This window comes from Paenibacillus castaneae, assembly GCF_002884445.1.
Lineage (GTDB): Bacteria > Bacillota > Bacilli > Paenibacillales > Paenibacillaceae > Pristimantibacillus > Pristimantibacillus castaneae.
This window is the reverse complement of sequence record NZ_KZ614144.1, coordinates 3,679,771-3,699,244: the sequence shown is the minus strand read 5'-3', so window position 1 is coordinate 3,699,244 and position 19,474 is coordinate 3,679,771. Positions and strand designations below refer to the sequence as shown.

Genomic DNA, 19,474 nt, shown 5'->3' with positions numbered 1-19,474 from the left:
AGATGAAAATTGATGTGCTAACGCTGTTTCCAGAAATGTTCGATGGCGTATTTGGCGCGAGTATTTTGGGAAAAGCAAAAGAAAAAGGGATTGTCTCCCTTGAGGCGATCAATTTCCGTGCCTATTCTGGCAATAAGCATAATACGGTTGATGATTATCCTTATGGAGGCGGAGGCGGCATGGTGCTGAAGCCAGATCCCGTATTTGCGGCCGTGGAGGACCTTAAGCAAGACGAGAATGCTAAACCAAGAGTCATATTGCTTTGCCCCCAAGGGGCTCAATTTACTCAACAGAAGGCTGAGGAGCTTGCGAAGGAACAGCATCTCGTGTTGATTTGCGGTCATTACGAGGGGTATGATGAACGCATTCGCGAGCATCTCGTGACGGACGAGCTGTCAATAGGCGATTATGTACTAACAGGCGGAGAAATTCCTGCTATGGTGCTCATAGATAGTGTAGTAAGATTGCTGCCCGGCGTGCTTGGCAATGAAACTTCTGCGGTTACGGATTCCTATAGCACAGGATTGCTTGAGCATCCGCATTATACACGACCGGCAGAGTTTCGCGGCTGGTCAGTTCCAGATGTCCTTATTTCAGGCCATCATGCGAATATTGAAGTATGGCGTCGTGAACAATCATTGCTGCGTACACTTGAACGTCGGCCAGATCTGTTGGAGTCAGCAGAGCTGACTGACAAGGAGCGTAAGTGGCTGGCAGCAAAGAAGAAGCAAAGGACGCCCCAGAACTACGACTAGCAGCTCTCACAAGCAAAAGCCGCAGCGGAACTCCGAGGCGGCTTTTTTATTTCTTTGGTGTTATGAGATTATGGCGTATAGAAATTTTGGGTATAATAAACATTATATTTCCCGTTAAAGGCAATCCCTGTCCCAAGACGTGTATATTTCGTGCTTAGCAGAGTCTCGCGGTGTCCTGCTTCAGAATTAATCCAGCCATAGTGGGCATAAATGCTATTGCTATAGCCTGCAGCTATGTTTTCTGCGGCTGAATGATACTTAATTCCTTCCGTCTTCATGCGGTCGAATGGCGAGTAACCGTCTGGATTCGTGTGATCAAAAAAACGACGTGTCGCCATATCATGGCTATGTGATCGCGCTGATGCCGCAGCAAGCTTGTCCCACGCTAAGGTTGGGATATTGCGAACAGCGCGCTCTGCGTTAGCTAGATCAAATGTCTGCTGCTCAAACGCTGCTTCGAGCTTGCTCGTGTAAGCTGATTTTGTTGCTGCAGAAGAGGTATTGTTCATTCGAATAATGCCGATGATTTTATTATGGTCCTGCTTGTCTATGAAGAGAGAGGTACGTACATTCCCGGCTGTGTAAGCATAATCGTTTTCGCCTGTAACTGCTTTGTTAGGCGAACTAATAAGCTTCTTGGCTTCTGCTAGCGGCTGACCGATTTGGATACCTCTAGTGCTTTTCCAGCTGCTGCCTGCATTAGAGAATTGCGCTTCGACAAGATCATTCTTCACGCCGAACATCATGAGATTCGTGTAGCTTTCGTTGTATACATACCATGAGAAGCCGTATTCGCTTTGATCAATGCGTGAAGGCTTTCCAAGCAGCTTCTCCAGCTTCTGTAAGCTGTCGTTTAGAGCGATACCTCCTAATGTGGTTTCTGCGGCAGGTATTATTTTCTTAGATGATAAGTTAGGGAAATGAAGCTTTAAATTGTAGAAGAAAGTAAGCGCTTCGGCTCTGGTTAGTTTTCCATCTGGTATGAATCCATTTATCGTCGCTGATGTGCGTCCGTTCGATATTTTCTCGTCCAACAGCCACTGTACGGCGCTCTGCTCACTGAAGCTGCTTCCGTTCGCTGCTGAAGCCATTATCAAGGCGGCTTGTCCGCGCGGGAATGAATTGGTGGCGGTTTTTAACGAGAGGACCGGCCAGCCTAGTTCATTCACATAGTCGTAATAAGGCTTTGACCAGGAACCGGTTGTTGCAGAAGAAAGCGGAACTAGATCGTAAGCTCGAAGCAGCATCGCAATAAATTCAGCTTCGCTGATAAGCCTGTTGGGCTGGAATGAACCGTCGCTGTAGCCTTGAGCTAGCTTTTGGTCTACGGCCCATTCAATATACGGCTGAGCCCAATGTCCTTTCGTATCCATAAATGTTTGCGGCTCGGCGAAAGCTTGATACGGTTGAGCGGTGAAGATGATAAGTATGAGCAGGAATAGACAGCCTTTTTTGGCGGCAGTCAGCGCAGTTAATGAATATCGAATGGGAAACACCTCTATTTGTCATTGATTGTCATAATATGTATACATGAATTATGTGTTTTAAAAACGTGTTGTAATATTGGGCTGAATGTGGTAAAATTTCTAATGTTGTTCGTAAAGTCGGACGGTCCGCTATCAGCGATGAACCGGTTCAGTGGAATTCGGTGAGCTTATAAGAACGTCTATGGTGGAAGGAGTGAATCATATGAATCTTTTGCAAACTATTGCGCAAGAAAATCTTCGTCAAGGTCTTCCGAACTTTCGTCCGGGTGACACGCTAAAAGTTCATGTAAAGGTTATCGAGGGAACTCGTGAGCGGATCCAATTGTTCGAAGGCGTTGTTATTAAACGTCGCGGCGGTGGTATCAGCGAAACTTTTACAGTGCGTAAAATTTCCTACGGTGTAGGTGTGGAAAGAACTTTCCCGCTTAACTCGCCTAAAATCGAAAAACTCGAAGTGGCTCGTCGTGGTAAAGTACGTCGTGCGAAATTGTACTACTTACGTGAACTTCGCGGTAAAGCTGCTAGAATTAAAGAAATTCGTTAAGAACAAACGACAAGAGGGGCTTGCGCAATCAAGCTCCTCTTCGTTATTTCACAAAAGCTGTTTACATATTAGCATACGGGAAGAAGGCGAATGGAGTGGACACACAGAAACGAAATGACGAGCTAAACAGCAGCAATGAGAAGGAAAACAATGAAACAAACATACATGCAGACATCCAGCAGGATTTACCGGAGCGCGCAGCTGCTCATGCTTCTGGATCAGGGAAGCGAGGCGGCGCTTACAAGGAAACTGTGGAATGGATAAAGGCGCTGGTTATCGCGGTTGTTCTCGTTTTTCTCATTCGTCAATTTTTATTTTCACCGTTTATTGTCGACGGGGCATCCATGAAGCCGAATTTTGAAACCGGAGAACGATTGATCGTAAATAAAATCGTATATACAATACGCGAGCCGAAATATGGAGAAGTTGTCGTATTCGATGTTCCAGAGCAAGGCAGAAGATTTATCAAACGAGTAATCGGCGTTCCTGGGGATACGATAAGACTTGAAGGCGACGATCTTTATATAAATGATAAGAAAATCGAGGAGCCTTATATTAAAGAGGCTTTGGAGGCTGCACACGCTGAAGGCATGCTCTATAACGGCGGCGGACCAAACTTCCCGAATGCTGAACATACGGAAGGTACCGTTCCCGAAGGGATGATCTTTGCACTGGGTGATAATCGCAGCGACAGCACAGACAGCCGCATGATCGGTTTTGTATCGGACAAAGAGGTTGTTGGACGGGCAGATGTTATTTTCTGGCCGCTCAATAAGCTGGAATTTATAAAGCACTGGACTAAATGAGGTGAGTAAATGACCATTCAATGGTTTCCGGGACATATGACCCGGGCGAAAAGGCAAATACAGGACAAACTCAAACTAATCGATCTTGCCATCGAACTATTGGATGCAAGGGTTCCGCTTTCAAGTCGGAATCCCATGATTGAGGAAATATTAAACGGCAAGCCGCGCTTGATTGTACTGAATAAATCTGATTTAGCTGATCCAAAGACAACTGAGCAGTGGATGGAATATTTCCGCAATGAAGGGCATGAGTCTATAGCTATCGATTCATCAACTGGTACAAGGGTTAATGAGGTTCCGCTCAAGGCAAAGCAAATATTGCATGAGAAAATAGCTCGTCAAATCGCAAAAGGAATCAATCCGCGCGCTATTCGTGGATTAATAGTCGGTATTCCGAATGTAGGGAAATCGACACTTATTAATAAGCTTGCTGGAAGAAACATTGCTTTAACCGGAGATCGTCCGGGTGTGACGAAGGGCCAGCAGTGGATAAAGGTCGGCACAGAAATGGAACTTCTGGATACGCCTGGTATTTTGTGGCCCAAGTTTGAGGATGAGCTTGTGGGTTATAGGCTGGCTATGACAGGAGCAATTCGAGAGCAAATTTTGAATGTTGACGACATTGCCTTTTTTGCAATGCGCGAGCTTCTAGAACGTTATTGGCCGATTATGCAGGAGCGTTATGAGCTGGACACGCCTCCTAAGGACATTACGGATTCGGATGAGATCGTTAGGGTCATGGAGGATATCGGAAGACGGAGAGGCTGCTTGATAAGCGGCGGACGCGTTGACTTGGAGAAGACGTCAGGCATTATTTTGCGTGATTTGCGCGCAGGCAAGCTTGGCCGTATTACGCTTGAAGCGCCTCCCTATTAATCGACGCATTCGTTTTCTGGGGATTGGGGGAATACAGCATGCTGCAGTATGAGAAGGAATTATGGTTAGAAGGCTATAAAGCAATTGCTGGCGTAGATGAGGTTGGAAGAGGGTGTCTATTCGGTGACGTAGTCGCTGCAGCCGTTATTCTGCCTCCCGGGCTTGTCATAGAGGGTGTTAATGATTCGAAGAAGCTTTCGGAGAAGAAGCGCGACCAGCTCTACGATATTATTGTGCAGGAGAGCCTAGCCTGGGCAGCAGCTCGTGTTGATGCGGAGACGATTGATCGGATTAATATTAAGCAAGCAGCCAGATTAGCAATGAAGCTTGCTGTACAATCTTTGCAGCTTCCATCGGATTACTTATTAATTGATGCGGAGAAGGTGGATGTATCACTTCCGCAGCAATCGATTATTAAAGGCGATGCTACGAGTCAATCCATTGCAGCAGCTTCCATCGTAGCTAAAGTTACGAGGGACAGGCTATGCAAAGAGGAATGGGAGCAGCGATACCCTGACTATGGAATAGCTATACATAAAGGCTATGCAACCAAGCTTCATAGGGAGCGCTTGCTGGAGAATGGCCCAAGTCGGCTTCACCGGAAATCTTTTCTCGGCAACTTATTTACGGAAGAGCAGCTTGTGCTCTTCTAGACGCTAATAGGCTATACAATGTGAAAATGCCCCGTTGATGGTTTGAGGTGCTTAATTGCCTTAAGCCATTAAAGGGCATTTTTTTTATCTAATCGTTTTTTGCGGGTGAAATGCTTCATGCTTAGGAAGCTTAAGCCGATATAACAGATATAGGTTTAATGGATTCGTATAAAACGATGGTCAAAATATCGAGTAGCTTTCATAAGGAAAGACGGAGTCAGGGCTGCGGCAACGGAGGCGGATGAATAAATGAATATTAGTCAAATGATGCGAAGCTTCCTTGGTGAAGCTTCCAGCCAGGATTCACGGGCACTGGAGCTTAAAGTCGGCCAGGTTGTTCGCGGTGTGATTCTGCAGGTGCTGGAAAATAATGAAGCACTTGTACAAATAAATGGCGTGCAAGTTAGAGCGAAGCTGGAGCTTCCGCTGCAAGTCGGGCAGGGAGCGCTTCTGCAGGTGCAGCCGCAATCAAACGGAGCACTTGTCATGTTAAAACAAATCGAACCAGGCGCAGTAGGCTTGCCGGATGATACATTCAAGGAGTGGGCGAAGCAGCTGAGCTTGCCTGAGCAGAAATGGGCAGTCGAGATTGTTAAAGATTTGCGCAAAGAAGGGGTTATTCTCAATCGCGAGGTGGCGCAATCCTTTCAGCAAGCAGCAGCTGCAATGCCCGCAGGCGGAGATGCGGAGCAATGGATGGGTGCATCAGCAGCCGCGTTTAAACGCGGCTTGCCTATGACAGGAACAACCGTTGGAGCCATGCAACAGGTAATGTTCGGCAAGAGCGCGCATGAGCTGCTGGATACCTTGCAGACACAGCTAGCGGCAGCTGCGGGAGGCGAAAGAGAAGGAAGCGTGAATATTAAGCCAGTCTCGCAAGAGGCAGTTCGCGTGCTGCAGCTGCTAGCAGAGGGGAGCGAGCTTCTTCGGAGCGTGGCAGCAGCAAGTGAGCAGCCTGCAGCTTCGGGGGGTAATGCAAAACAAACAGCTGCTGTGTCTGTACTTGGCGGACAAGCGATTCGCACGGACGCAGCGCTTAATATGAATATAAATTCGATGCAGGAAGCTGATGATGATGACTTAGTTACGTTGCAGCAGCAACCGGCTCGGACGGATAGTTCCAAAAATTGGATAGGTCAGATGATGAAATGGCTTGGCGTGGATCATGAGCTTCAGCTCGCGAAGTCAGCGGCTGTCGAGTCTCAGCCGCAGCAGGCAGCTCAAAAAGCCGGTCAAACAGAAGAGCACCTGCAAGGGAATTTTGCAGGACGCAGCGCCGCGGCACAGCCTGAAGGAGAAGCGCTGGCTGGGAATAATAAAGGGCAAGCAGCTTTGGCTGCGACAGGGAAGTTGAATTCGATTGAAGAGCAGCATCCGATAAGACCGCAACCGCTAGAAGCTCGCCATATTGCGGAACGTGCCGTTATGACGAATGCCAGTTCAATGATTGCAAGTGTGGATGGAGGAGATCACGGTGTGGAGCTGCCACAGTCCGCTCAGCCCGTTCAGCCTGCTCATAACACTCAGCAGGATTCGTTAAAGAGCGCGTTATTATCCCTCATCGCGGCGGATGATACACCGCCGGTAATTAAGGAAACAGCGCAGCAGCTTGTCCAGCAAATAACAGGACAGCAGCTCTTGCTGACGCCAGAGCGAAATAGTTCAATGCTAACTCATGTTACGATGTTTATTCCTTTGAACAGTCAAGATGGCAAACAAACCGCCTCTGTCCATATCCAAACAAGACGTGGCCGCAAGGGTGAACTGGATTCCTCCAACTGCCGTCTCTTGTTCAATCTATCCATGAATACAATTGGAAATACGATGGTAGATGTGAATGTAACCGACAAAATCGTAAGCTTGAACCTGTGGAATGACCATCCCGCTATAGCTGCGCTCGCAGACTCATCTAAATCTGAAATCGCTGAAAGCTTGCAGGCTGTCGGCTATCAACTGCTGTCTCTTCGGACCACTCCACTGCCAAAGTCAGGAGAGCATATGCTCGAAGAGCCTGTACCTACTGCGGCTAAGATCCAACAGCCGCCTGATTTGTCGCAGTTTACATCAACTCGCTATAGAGGAGTTGATTACCGCATATGAGTAATGAAAAAGAATGGAGTCAGCGGCCGCCCAAGTCGAAAAAAGCGGTAGCATTAAAATATGAGCCCGGTGAGCGTACGGCTCCTGTCATGGTAGCAAAAGGAAAAGGTCATATTGCAGATTTAATACTAGAGCGAGCGAAGCAGAATGGCATACCGGTTCAGGAGGATTCTTCGCTTGTTGAAGTTCTATCCAAGCTGGATATTGATCAGGAAATTCCTCCAGAGCTTTATACGCTTGTAGCAGAAATACTGAGCTTCGTATATCGTTCTGATCGTAAAGCGAGGGATATGAGGGATGATTGAAGGCGATGGCACAGGAAGTAAGCTAGTGAAAAATGATTCTAGGCCTCAAACGGGCCAATTGGGAGAGGAGGCTGCTTATCAATTGCTGCTTGATGCAGACTTCATCATCAGAGAACGGAATTGGCGCTGCAGAAGCGGTGAGATTGACATTATAGCTGAGTATGAAAGCCGATTTGTGTTTGTTGAAGTTCGCACTCGCAAGGAGGGCGGCAAATTCGGAACGGCTGTAGAATCCGTTGACCATCGGAAGCGGCAGAAGGTTCGAGATACAGCGCTGATTTATTTGCGCAGCATAGGCAAATCGAACGCCCTCATGCGATTCGATGTCATTGCGGTATCGATCAGCCGACAGGATGGTTCCATTCTGGCTTGCAAGCATTATGAGAGTGCATTCTAGAACGATGCTTGGTGCTTGGTTAAATCTAACTTCCTCCGTCAATAATCGATCAAAAAATAGGCCAACCCGTACCTACGGATTGGCCAGACATTACGACGGGTGTGCTATAGCAATTGGAATTAGTTTCAAATAATGATGTTAATGCATCGGGATCTTCACATCGTACGAGTTCATCCCATTTCCATTATACAAGCTTACTGTCCAGCCTTCGATATTGAATTGCTTCGGTAACATGCTCAGCCTCTACTCTTTCATTTGCATCAATGTCTGCTATTGTGCGAGCGAGCTTAAGCATACGATCATAGGCTCTCATACTTATTCCGAGCACTTCAAATGCGTTCTCGAGCAGTTGAAGGGCATCAGGCCTTAGATTAACGCTTCTTCGCAAGGCGGCCCCCGATAATTCTCCCCCGGATTCAGAGCCCATTTCAGCTAATCTGGCATGCTTGTAGGCTCTAGCGGCAAGCACGGTCTCACGCATTTGAGCAGAGCTTAAGGTTGGACCTGCTTTCCCGTTGTCGAATGAGATCGGACGCGGAACCTCTAGCTGCAGGTCAATACGGTCCAGCAGCGGCCCGGAAATTTTCGAACGATAGCGGCTTATAATAGAAGCGCTGCACGTACACCGTTTATCTCCATATTCGTGCCCATAATAGCCGCATGGACATGGGTTAAAGGAAGCTGCGAGCATAATGCTTGCTGGAAATTGAAATACGGCTTTAGAGCGTGAAATAGTGACTATTCGGTCTTCAAGCGGCTGCCTCATGACTTCAAGCACTTGACGAGGAAATTCAGGCAGCTCGTCTAGAAATAAGACACCGCGATGAGCAAGCGTCACCTCGCCCGGCTTCGGAATAGAGCCTCCTCCGATCAATCCGCCAGCGGAGATCGTATGATGCGGAGCACGGAAGGGAGGCGTAGTAATAAGACCGTGTGAGCTTTCAGTCAGCTTGCCTGCAACGCTGTATATTTTCGTTACCTCAAGCGCTTCCTGCTCATTCAATAAGGGCAAAATGCCAGGTAATCGACGAATCATCATCGTTTTCCCCGTTCCTGGGGGACCGTTCAGCAAAATATTATGTTTGCCTGCTGCCGCGATCAGCATCGCGCGTTTGGCTTGGTGCTGTCCAATGACATCTCCATAATCACCGATTTCGTTGTACTGCTGGGTGGAGGCTGAGGTTGCTCTATTTAATCTAGCCGCTGTATTGCCTTCAAGGCCGACATAAATATGATTCCAGTTCAATTGCTTATTGTCCTTCGCATTCAGTTCGTTGAGATGACTTAATGCGAATAACTCCATATCTGAAATCCATGCTGCTTCCTTCACGTTGTCAATTGGCAGCAATACTCGTTTAAACCCGCTTAGCTTTGCTTGCTCAATCATGGCCAGAACGCCGGATACCGGACGGACGTGGCCGCTGAGTGAAAGCTCGCCTATTAGAAGTGTATGCTGGAAGGGGACTGCTTGAATTTGCCCGCTTGCAGTTAATATGCCGGCGGCAATCGCCAAATCGAAGGAGGTTCCTTCTTTGCGTAAATCTGCAGGAGCCAAATTCACTGTAATTCGATCCATTGGAAACACAAAACCGCTGTTTTTGAGAGCGGCTCTTACTCGTTCCACCGATTCCCGGACAGCCGGGTCTGGCAGGCCAACGATATTTACTTGCGGAATTCCACTGGAAATATCTACTTCAACCGAAATATTTTTTCCATCTACTCCATACACACTTGCGCTCTGAATTAAGCTGAACACGACAAAAAGCACCCCCATGTATTGAATGAAGGTGCTTCCTTACCATTCCGATCTTCGTATGAATTTGAAGCTATCATAAATTAGGCATCTTCCATTTGTCAACCTTAAAAATAGTCAGTGTAATTAAACAGCCATATGGACATCATAAACAACGTAGTTTTGTGAAAAAAAAGGTTGGAAGCAGCCCGTCAATTGGTGGTTTTAGTCGAAAATAATCGTTTAATCTCTTTTTGAGATGAAACCCATATTAAAAAGGTCGTATTAATTATGTGTGAAAATGAGGTAACGGTTGACGAAAGATGCTACAATGATAGTTGTTTGTGTACATATGACTGATTTCAGTCTGTGAAATGGAGGATTTCAACAATGAATATCCATGAGTATCAAGGGAAAGCGGTCCTAAAACAGTATGGTGTCGTTGTGCCAGAAGGTAAAGTAGCCTTTACGGTGGACGAAGCTGTTGAAGCGGCTAAAGCTCTCGGAACACCGGTTGTTGTCGTGAAAGCACAAATTCACGCAGGCGGCCGTGGTAAAGCGGGCGGAGTTAAAGTAGCAAAAAGTATCGATGAAGTACGTGCATATGCTGGTGAAATTCTTGGCAAAGTGCTCGTTACGCATCAAACAGGTCCAGAAGGCAAAGAAGTTAAACGTCTTCTAATCGAGCAAGGCTGCGATATTAAGAAAGAATATTATATCGGCGTAGTTTTGGACCGTGGTACAGGTCGTGTCGTTATGATGGCTTCGGAAGAGGGCGGCACTGAGATTGAAGAAGTTGCTGAACACTCTCCAGAGAAAATTTTCAAAGAAATCGTTGATCCTGCTGTAGGTCTGCAAGCTTTCCAAGCTCGCAAGCTGGCGTATGCAATCAACATTCCTAATGAGCTTGTCAACAAAACGGTTAAGTTCATGATTTCACTCTACACAGCATTTGTAGAAAAAGATGCTTCAATTGCAGAAATCAATCCACTCGTTGTTACAGGCGACGGACAAGTTATTGCTCTCGATGCGAAGTTGAATTTTGATTCCAATGCGCTATACCGTCACAAAGATATCGTTGAGCTTCGCGACCTTGAAGAAGAAGATGCGAAAGAAATTGAAGCATCCAAATTCGACCTTAGCTATATTGCGCTTGATGGCAACATCGGATGCTTGGTTAACGGTGCTGGTCTAGCGATGGCGACAATGGATATTATCAAATATTACGGCGGCGACCCTGCTAACTTCCTGGACGTAGGGGGCGGTGCGACTGCTGAGAAGGTAACGGAAGCGTTCAAAATCATTTTGTCTGATGAGAAGGTTAAAGGGATTTTTGTTAACATTTTCGGCGGCATTATGCGTTGCGACGTTATTGCTAACGGTGTTGTTGAAGCTGCGAAGCAAGTTGGACTTGACCGTCCGCTTGTTGTACGTCTAGAAGGTACAAACGTAGACCTCGGCAAAACTATTTTGAAAGAATCGGGATTGAACATCGTGGCAGCGGATTCCATGGCGGACGGCGCACAGAAGATTGTCGCTCTCGTGAAGTAAGATATCTTGCTATGCGGCGCGTCCGCATACGAATTCATTCAGGGGATGTGAGTTAAGAGTGAGCATTTTGGTCAATAAAGATACAAAAGTTATTACCCAAGGTATTACAGGCGCTACTGGCTTGTTCCATACAAAGGGCGGACTGGAATACGGTACGCAAATGGTTGGCGGCGTTACCCCTGGCAAAGGCGGTACGAACGTTGACATAACACTTGATAACGGAACGCTCGTTTCTCTACCTGTATTTAATACGGTTGCTCAAGCTGTAGCTGCTACTGGCGCTAACGCTTCAGTTATTTATGTACCGCCGGCATTTGCTGCTGACGCGATCATGGAAGCTGTCGATGCTGAGCTTGATCTTGTTATTTGTATTACAGAAGGTATTCCCGTGCTTGACATGGTAAAAGTTAAACGTTATATGGACGGAAGCAAAACGGTTCTAATTGGACCTAACTGTCCAGGCGTTATTACACCTGATGAGTGCAAAATCGGTATTATGCCGGGTTACATTCATACAAAAGGCCATGTAGGCGTTATTTCTCGCTCTGGTACATTGACTTATGAAGCGGTTCATCAATTGACGACTCGTGGAATTGGCCAATCGTCTGCTGTAGGTATTGGCGGCGACCCAGTTAAAGGCTCGGAGTTTATCGACATCCTTAATCTCTTCAATGAAGATCCAGACACTTACGCGGTTATCATGATTGGCGAAATCGGCGGTACAGCAGAGGAAGAAGCTGCTGAGTGGATTAAAGCTAATATGAAAAAACCGGTTGTCGGCTTCATCGGCGGCGCTACAGCGCCTCCGGGCAAACGCATGGGACATGCTGGCGCTATTATTTCTGGCGGTAAAGGTACAGCAGCTGAAAAGATCGCTACGCTTGAAGCTTGCGGCATTAAAGTTGCTCCGACACCGTCTGAAATGGGTTCTACGCTTGTAAGTGTTCTTGAAGAGCAAGGCTTGCTCGAGAAATGCATTACTCGCAAATAATTAAATAGAAGACCTAAGGTAAGCAACCTTTCAACGACCCGATAGCGGGAGTTGGAGGGTTGCTTTTTTTGTTTCTGTAGTTATTATTTTATGGGTTGACTTGCATTCTTTTCTCTTGTAACGCACAATAGATAGGAATGCAAGCCAGCCCTATCAAAGAAAGGGTTGGACAAATTGGACAATAACAAAGATATTCGCAGACAAATGATCATTGCTTTTCATGAAATTCCAGGCATCGGATGGCACGCGATCCAGAAGGCCGTCAAGCATCAATTCTGGAATAAACGATATTGGAGCATGGAGGATTTGCTTGAGATCGGGCTCAATCGAAGCCAAGCGAAATCTGCAGCTGAGCGTTATGAGGAGAGGCCGTGGATATTGTCTGATGATCCGTCAGAAGCTGTAGCCCGCGCTAACGCGGTTACTCTGACGCCATTCGATTCAAACTATCCGTCAGTGCTCAGGGAGATTGCACAGCCTCCTTGGGTCTTATATGCAAGGGGCAGATTGGAGCTTTTGCAGCGTCCAGCTATTGCGATTGTTGGGACGAGAGTGCCTACTGCTTATGGCAGACAAACAGCAATGAAGCTCGCTCAAGAGTTATCTGCGGCAGATTTAACCGTCGTAAGCGGTTTTGCAAGAGGCATCGATAGTAAAGCTCATGAAGCAGCCATGTACGAAGCGGGCAGCACCATTGCCGTTTTGCCGACTCCGATCGACACATGCTATCCGCCGGAAAATTTATCTCTATTTCATCAAATAGCTGAACGAGGCTTATTAGTATCAGAAACGCCTATAGGCACACCGCTTCATCCGGGTCAATTTCATCAGCGGAATAGGGTCATTGCCGCGTTGACTGTAGGAACCGTTGTAATTGAAGGAGCAACAAAGAGCGGCTCACTCATTACAGCTAAGCACGCACTTGAAATGTCGCGAGAAATATTCGCTATTCCCGGTCCGATTTCATCGCCGAAGAGCGAAGGGCCGAATGAACTCATAAAGCGCGGAGAAGCGAAGCTGATCAGTAATGTGAATGATATTATTGAAGAATTAAATTGGCTGCCAGATGCCTTGAAGGCTGTTCAAGCCAGCAAAGGCAATATGGATTCCAAGCGGGCTGTGGAAGGTGCGCAGCTAACTCCGGAAGAGCATAAAATAATCGGATATTTACAGGATCAGCCTTTGTCCATTAATGAATTACACGAGCTATCAGCCATTCCGTTTGGACATTTGAACGCACTTCTGCTAAATTTATGTATAAAACGGAAAATCGAACTGCAGCCCGGGTCCATATATATTGCTTTATAGTTTGTATTAGAGAGAGGAGGCGCCCCACATGGCAGATTCATTAGTCATCGTCGAATCCCCAGCCAAAGCCAAAACGATTGGTAAGTACTTGGGAAGTAAATATATCGTTAAAGCTTCAATGGGACATATTCGCGATTTGCCCAAAAGCCAGATCGGCGTCGAGGTTGAAAATGATTTTAATCCAAAATATATAACGATACGCGGTAAAGGCAGCGTGCTCAAGGAATTGAAGGACGCCAGCAAAAAAGTGAAAAACGTCTTTCTCGCAGCCGATCCGGATCGCGAAGGAGAAGCGATTGCGTGGCACTTGGCACATTATCTGGAGCTTGATGAAACAGATACTTGCCGCGTCGTATTTAATGAAATAACGAAGCAAGCGGTGAAGGATGCTTTCAAAACACCGCGCAAAATCAATATGGACTTAGTGAATGCTCAACAGGCAAGACGCATATTGGATCGCTTGGTTGGTTATAAGATCAGTCCCTTGCTTTGGAAGAAAGTAAAGAAGGGACTATCCGCTGGACGCGTACAATCCGTAGCGGTTAAGCTTATCATCGATCGCGACAATGAAATCGATGCGTTTGAGCCGGAAGAATACTGGTCTATCGTCGCAAAACTAAATCATTCTGGCATTCCATTCGATGCGAAATATTACTCCATTAACGGAGATAAGCGCGAGCTGGGCAAGGAAGACGAAGTACAGGAAGTGCTTCGCGCGATGGATGGCAGTCAATTCATTGTATCTGACGTTAGAGAGAAAGAACGTTTACGCAATCCTGCGCCCCCGTTCATTACGAGTTCACTTCAACAGGAAGCGGCTCGAAAGCTTGGTTTCCGTGCATCCAAGACCATGTCAATTGCACAGCAACTGTATGAGGGTGTTGAGCTCGGCAAAGAAGGAACAGTCGGTTTAATTACGTATATGAGAACGGATTCCACCAGAATTTCTCCTATAGCGCAAGAGGAAACAAAGGAGTACATTACGGAAAAGTACGGTGCAGACTTTGTTCCCGAGCAGCCGCGAGTGTACACCAAAAAGAACAGCAATGCGCAAGATGCGCATGAAGCGATACGACCAACTTCTATTCTGCGAGATCCGGATTCGATGAAGCCATTTCTAAGCCGTGATCAAATTCGATTATATAAGCTGGTGTGGGAACGGTTCATATCCAGTCAGATGCAATCTGCAGTTCTAGACACGATGACGGTTGATCTGAAATCGGGTGAAACGGTATTTAGAGCAAATGGATCTAAGGTGAAGTTTGCTGGATTTATGAAAGTGTATGTAGAAGGCAATGATGACGGAACGGTTGAAGAGCATAAGTTCCTGCCTCCGCTTGCAGCAGGAGATGTCATCAGCTCCGAATTAATCGAGCCGAAGCAGCATTTCACACAGCCTCCTCCGCGTTTCACGGAAGCAAGGCTTGTGAAGACGTTAGAGGAGCTTGGAATAGGACGTCCCAGCACATACGCTCCTACACTGGAAACGATTCAGAAGCGCGGATACGTGGCCATGGAAGAGAAAAAGTTCATGCCAACTGAGCTCGGCGATCTCGTTATCCAACTGATGGAGGAATTTTTCCCTGAAATTCTGGATGCTGAATTTACGGCTAACATGGAAGGAAATCTTGACCATGTTGAGGAAGGCACAGAAAATTGGGTAAAGGTGCTTGCCACGTTCTACGAATCCTTCGAGAAGCGTCTTGAAGTAGCGGAAGAAGAAATGAAAGAAATCGAGATTCAAGATGAAGTGTCGGATGAGATTTGCGAGAAATGCGGACGTCATTTGGTATTCAAAATGGGTCGTTTTGGTAAATTCCTTGCATGCTCTGGTTTCCCAGACTGTCGGAACACCAAGCCGATCATTAAAGACATCGGCGTCACATGCCCGAAATGCGCGGAAGGCAAAATTATTGAGCGCCGCAGCAAGAAAGGCCGGATCTTCTATGGCTGTGATCAATATCCAGGCTGTGATTATGTTTCCTGGGATAAACCTACGAACAAGCCATGTCCGGAGTGCAGCTCTAAGCTTGTAGAGAAACGCAATCGAACCGGATTGAAGCTCAAGTGTCCAACCTGTGACTACTCGGAAGAAGTACTGGACGAGGATGATCAAGATGTTGAGAATAGCTAATTTCAAAGCAGCATTCAGGCAAGGCAGTGATGCCTTCTTGACTGTGCCTTGATTAGCCTTAGCATCAAATTTAGCTGCAACAGCCCGTCCTCCCTGCAAACAGGGAGGACACCGTTATTATACGGGCATCTTCATCCAGCCTAGCTTCGCTAACCCTCCCCGTCCGGGAGGGTTTAACCATCAATAAGCACAAATCGTTGAATAAGAGACCTGTCTGACAGGGGCAAGAAAATGGTCCCATTCAACCCATACATATAAATGTCTCATTATTACTCCTATTGTAGGGATAAAACCATTTCGTTTAAGATATAGTTAGAAAGATGTTAGAGCATATGCAAGAGAGACTAGAAACAATGAGCAGTGTGTGAGTGTTTTATAAGTTAGCTGAAATTTATTTTTGAAAGGATTGACTTAGTTTGTCGCAACCGCAAAAAGTAACCGTAATCGGAGCAGGTCTTGCAGGCAGTGAGGCAGCATGGCAAATCGCATCGCAAGGAGTTCCTGTCGTTCTATATGAGATGCGTCCTGTGACGAAGACACCGGCTCATCATACGAATCAATTTGCTGAGCTGGTATGCAGCAATAGCTTGCGTGCTAACGGCTTAACAAACGCGGTAGGAGTCTTGAAAGAAGAGATGCGTCAGCTGAGCTCTCTTATTCTGAGCTGTGCTGATCAGCATGCGGTGCCAGCAGGGGGGGCGCTCGCGGTTGACCGTGACGGTTTTTCCGGTGAAGTTACCCGCAGGCTGCATGAGCATCCGCTAGTAGAGGTGCGCAATGAGGAAGTTACAGAAATTCCTCAGGATGGCATCGTAGTTATTGCTACAGGTCCTCTCACAGCACCAGGTTTGTCCGACCAGATACGTCAGCTGCTTGGTGAAGAATATTTTTATTTCTTTGATGCAGCCGCACCTATTGTAGAGAAAGATTCCATAGACATGAACAAAGTTTACTTAGCTTCGAGATACGATAAAGGCGAGGCTGCTTATCTGAACTGTCCAATGACAGAAGAGGAGTTCGAAATTTTCCATGAGGCTCTTACTACTGCAGAAACAGCAGAAGTAAAGGATTTCGAGAAGGAAGTATATTTCGAAGGCTGTATGCCGATAGAAATAATGGCAAGCAGAGGAAAGCAAACGGTTTTGTTTGGACCTATGAAGCCTGTCGGCTTAATTAATCCACATACGGGCACGCTTCCACATGCCGTTATACAGCTTCGCCAGGACAACGCTGCAGGAACGCTGTACAACCTTGTCGGTTTCCAGACTCATCTCAAATGGGGAGAGCAGAAGCGCGTCTTCTCGCTGATCCCAGGACTCGAGAACGCTGAATTTGTTCGATACGGTGTTATGCACCGCAATACGTTCATTAATTCGCCGCGTCTGCTTAAGCCAACTTATCAGCTCAACACTCGTGAAAATTTATTTTTTGCAGGTCAAATGACGGGCGTAGAGGGCTATGTAGAATCAGCAGCGTCGGGCTTGATCGCCGGTATCAATGCTGCTAGACTAGCGCGTGGCTTAGAGCCGCTTATTTTGCCCGAGCACACAACGTTAGGAAGCATGGCTAATTATATAACGACAGCTGATTTCAAACATTTTCAACCGATGAACGCCAATTTCGGCCTGTTCCCGCCGCTAGGGAAGAAGGTTCGCAGCAAGAAAGAAAAGAATGAAATGATCGCAAATCGTGCCTTAGAAGGAATCGAGCAATTTAAACGGGAACATTTGCAATAGTATTTCGTAATGAGAGCATACCATGTCTATTCAATTACCGATTTAGAGGAGGCAAAGCAATGGAAATGCAATTTCATGCAACAACCATTTGCGCGGTTCGCCATGAAGGCAAAGGCGCAATTGCAGGCGATGGGCAGGTAACTTTCGGGAACAGTATGGTGATGAAGCATCAAGCGAAAAAAGTTAGAAGACTATACCGTGGTCAAGTCATAGCTGGATTTGCAGGATCAGTTGCTGACGCCATTACATTATTCGAAAAATTTGAAGGAAAACTTGAAGAGCATCATGGGAATTTGCAGCGCTCTGCTGTTGAGCTTGCAAAGGATTGGCGCTCTGACCGCGTGCTTCGTCGACTCGAGGCTATGATGCTGGTTATGGATCAAAGCGGACTGCTGCTTATATCTGGAAATGGAGAGATTATTGAGCCGGATGACGGGATTTTGGCAATCGGTTCTGGTGGAAGCTTTGCGTTATCGGCAGCAAGAGCGCTTAAGCGCCATGCACCGCAAATGGATGCCAAGGACATTGCGCGCTCGTCATTAGAAATTGCATCTGAGATTTGCGTATTCACCAATAATAATATTATTGTCGAAGAAATTGGATAGATTGAGTATCGCTCTTTATATGATACGAACACGCATCGGAATGCCATTTGGACAAAAAGATATCGGAGGGATTTTATAATGGGAAATGATGCACTTACGCCGCGTCAGATCGTAGCGGAGCTTGATAAATATATTGTTGGTCAGAAATCAGCGAAGCGTTCCGTAGCAATAGCACTCCGCAATCGTTACCGCAGAAGTTTGCTTGATGATACACTTCGCGATGAAATCGTTCCGAAAAATATTTTGATGATTGGACCAACCGGTGTAGGCAAGACCGAGATAGCCCGTCGTTTGGCAAAGCTTGTGAAAGCGCCTTTCGTAAAGCTTGAAGCAACGAAATTCACCGAAGTAGGTTATGTCGGACGCGATGTTGAATCGATGGTGAGAGATTTGATTGAAACAGCCATTCGCATGGTGAAAACAGAAAAAACCGAAAAAGTAAAAGATCGGGCTGAGAAGCTGGCGAATGATCGAATTGTATCGCTGCTTGCGCCTTCGGCAGTGAAAGCAAAATCGACTAAAAATCCGTTTGAGATGCTATTTGGCAATCAACAGCAATCGGAAGAAACTGACGAAGCGGCGGAAGTGGATCAAGCCAATGTTCAGAAGCGCTCGCAAATAAAAGAGCAGCTGGCTGCAGGCAAGCTCGAGAATGAATTGATTGAAATCGAGGTTGAAGACACATCGCCGAATATGATGGATATGCTTTCTGGCCAGGGGCCCGAAGGGATGGGCATGAATATGCAGGAGCTCTTCGGCCAGCTCATGCCGAAGAAACCAAAGAAACGCAAGCTGCCTGTAAAAGAAGCACGTAAAGTGTTGACCTTGGAGGAAGCGAACAAACTAATAGATATGGATGATGTGATTTCAGAATCTATTATTCGCGCGGAGCAATCAGGCATTATTTTCATCGATGAAATTGATAAAATTGCAAGCCCATCAAGAGGCACAGGCCCTGATGTGTCAAGAGAAGGCGTTCAACGTGACATTTTGCCAATCGTTGAAGGCTCAACTGTTATGACGAAATACGGACCTGTGAAAACGGACTATGTTCTGTTTATTGCCGCAGGAGCTTTTCACGTTGCCAAACCATCCGACTTAATTCCAGAGCTTCAAGGTCGTTTCCCAATTCGTGTAGAGCTGACAAGTCTCACATTGGATGACTTTGTAAGCATATTAAAGGAGCCCAAAAATGCGTTGACGAAGCAATACTCGGCATTGCTGGGAACGGAAGGCATTCAGATTGAGTTCTCGGATGAGGCCATTCGGGAATTAGCATCGATTGCTGCAGATGTTAATCGCAATACAGAAAATATTGGCGCTCGCAGACTTCATACGATTCTGGAGAAGCTGCTTGAGGATCTGTCATTCGAAGCTCCTGAGTTGTCCCTTGAGAAAATGGTCATTACGCCTGAATACGTAAGAGAAAAACTAAGCACCATTGCACAAAATCGTGATTTGAGTCAATATATACTGTAGTTGTTATGAGTTTTG

Annotated in this window: 17 protein-coding genes; 15 read left to right on the top strand and 2 right to left on the bottom strand. The window is 46.5% G+C overall.

The features are described from left to right. The first annotated feature begins 2 nt into the window (after positions 1–2). A complete protein-coding gene (trmD, locus tag CEF13_RS16805) occupies positions 3–755 on the top strand; it encodes a tRNA (guanosine(37)-N1)-methyltransferase TrmD (protein WP_102712206.1) in 753 nt (250 codons plus the stop codon). Between the two features lie 68 nt (positions 756–823). Here trmD and CEF13_RS16800 read toward each other — a convergent pair whose 3' ends face one another. Further along, a complete protein-coding gene (locus tag CEF13_RS16800; protein WP_102712204.1) occupies positions 824–2,251 on the bottom strand; it encodes a CAP-associated domain-containing protein in 1,428 nt (475 codons plus the stop codon). Positions 2,252–2,444: 193 nt separating this feature from the next. On the opposite strand from CEF13_RS16800, the gene rplS reads away from it, so the two are divergent. The 7 genes from rplS to CEF13_RS16765 all read left to right on the top strand — a co-directional run bounded on the left by rplS (position 2,445) and on the right by CEF13_RS16765 (position 7,923). Continuing rightward, positions 2,445–2,786: a 50S ribosomal protein L19 gene (rplS, locus tag CEF13_RS16795; RefSeq protein WP_102712202.1), complete on the top strand. Its 342-nt coding sequence runs from the start codon at positions 2,445–2,447 to the stop codon at positions 2,784–2,786. 173 nt (positions 2,787–2,959) lie between these two features. Further along, positions 2,960–3,592, top strand: a complete 633-nt coding sequence (gene lepB / locus CEF13_RS16790; RefSeq protein WP_102716412.1) for a signal peptidase I — start codon at positions 2,960–2,962, stop codon at positions 3,590–3,592. A 9-nt stretch (positions 3,593–3,601) separates the two neighbouring features. Continuing rightward, positions 3,602–4,468 carry a ribosome biogenesis GTPase YlqF gene (gene ylqF, locus CEF13_RS16785; RefSeq protein ID WP_102712200.1) on the top strand — a complete coding sequence of 289 codons (867 nt, stop codon included), beginning with the start codon at positions 3,602–3,604 and terminating at the stop codon, positions 4,466–4,468. 38 nt (positions 4,469–4,506) lie between these two features. Continuing rightward, the gene (locus CEF13_RS16780; protein ID WP_102712198.1) at positions 4,507–5,121 is read left to right on the top strand and encodes a ribonuclease HII; all 615 of its coding nucleotides are present in this window, start codon (positions 4,507–4,509) and stop codon (positions 5,119–5,121) included. 249 nt (positions 5,122–5,370) lie between these two features. Next, positions 5,371–7,221, top strand: a complete 1,851-nt coding sequence (locus CEF13_RS16775; protein WP_102712196.1) for a hypothetical protein — start codon at positions 5,371–5,373, stop codon at positions 7,219–7,221. Beyond that, entirely contained in the window at positions 7,218–7,526 is a 309-nt protein-coding gene (locus CEF13_RS16770) for an EscU/YscU/HrcU family type III secretion system export apparatus switch protein (RefSeq protein ID WP_102712194.1), read from the top strand. Before CEF13_RS16775 ends, CEF13_RS16770 begins: the two co-directional genes overlap by 4 nt. Next, positions 7,519–7,923 carry a YraN family protein gene (locus CEF13_RS16765; RefSeq protein WP_102712192.1) on the top strand — a complete coding sequence of 135 codons (405 nt, stop codon included), beginning with the start codon at positions 7,519–7,521 and terminating at the stop codon, positions 7,921–7,923. The genes CEF13_RS16770 and CEF13_RS16765 overlap by 8 nt, the downstream gene beginning before the upstream one ends. Before the next feature lie 184 nt (positions 7,924–8,107). On the opposite strand, the gene CEF13_RS16760 is transcribed toward CEF13_RS16765, so the two are convergent. Continuing rightward, on the bottom strand, positions 8,108–9,679 hold the full coding sequence (locus CEF13_RS16760; RefSeq protein WP_102716411.1) for a YifB family Mg chelatase-like AAA ATPase: 1,572 nt from the start codon (positions 9,677–9,679) through the stop codon (positions 8,108–8,110). A gap of 366 nt (positions 9,680–10,045) precedes the next feature. On the opposite strand from CEF13_RS16760, the gene sucC reads away from it, so the two are divergent. From sucC to hslU, 7 genes are all read left to right on the top strand, one after another. Next, complete coding sequence (sucC, locus tag CEF13_RS16755; protein WP_102712190.1) at positions 10,046–11,206, top strand: ADP-forming succinate--CoA ligase subunit beta; 1,161 nt, start codon at positions 10,046–10,048, stop codon at positions 11,204–11,206. Between the two features lie 58 nt (positions 11,207–11,264). After that, the gene (gene sucD / locus CEF13_RS16750; protein WP_102712188.1) at positions 11,265–12,197 is read left to right on the top strand and encodes a succinate--CoA ligase subunit alpha; all 933 of its coding nucleotides are present in this window, start codon (positions 11,265–11,267) and stop codon (positions 12,195–12,197) included. A 174-nt stretch (positions 12,198–12,371) separates the two neighbouring features. Next, complete coding sequence (gene dprA, locus CEF13_RS16745; RefSeq protein ID WP_243864339.1) at positions 12,372–13,505, top strand: DNA-processing protein DprA; 1,134 nt, start codon at positions 12,372–12,374, stop codon at positions 13,503–13,505. A gap of 28 nt (positions 13,506–13,533) precedes the next feature. Continuing rightward, positions 13,534–15,639, top strand: a complete 2,106-nt coding sequence (gene topA / locus CEF13_RS16740) for a type I DNA topoisomerase (protein WP_102712186.1) — start codon at positions 13,534–13,536, stop codon at positions 15,637–15,639. A 416-nt stretch (positions 15,640–16,055) separates the two neighbouring features. Then, positions 16,056–17,375: an FADH(2)-oxidizing methylenetetrahydrofolate--tRNA-(uracil(54)-C(5))-methyltransferase TrmFO gene (gene trmFO, locus CEF13_RS16735; RefSeq protein ID WP_102712184.1), complete on the top strand. Its 1,320-nt coding sequence runs from the start codon at positions 16,056–16,058 to the stop codon at positions 17,373–17,375. Between the two features lie 59 nt (positions 17,376–17,434). After that, positions 17,435–17,980, top strand: coding sequence for an ATP-dependent protease subunit HslV (gene hslV, locus CEF13_RS16730; RefSeq protein ID WP_102712182.1), 546 nt, complete (start codon positions 17,435–17,437; stop codon positions 17,978–17,980). Between the two features lie 78 nt (positions 17,981–18,058). Beyond that, positions 18,059–19,459, top strand: coding sequence for an ATP-dependent protease ATPase subunit HslU (gene hslU, locus CEF13_RS16725; protein WP_102712180.1), 1,401 nt, complete (start codon positions 18,059–18,061; stop codon positions 19,457–19,459). Positions 19,460–19,474: the final 15 nt, after the last annotated feature.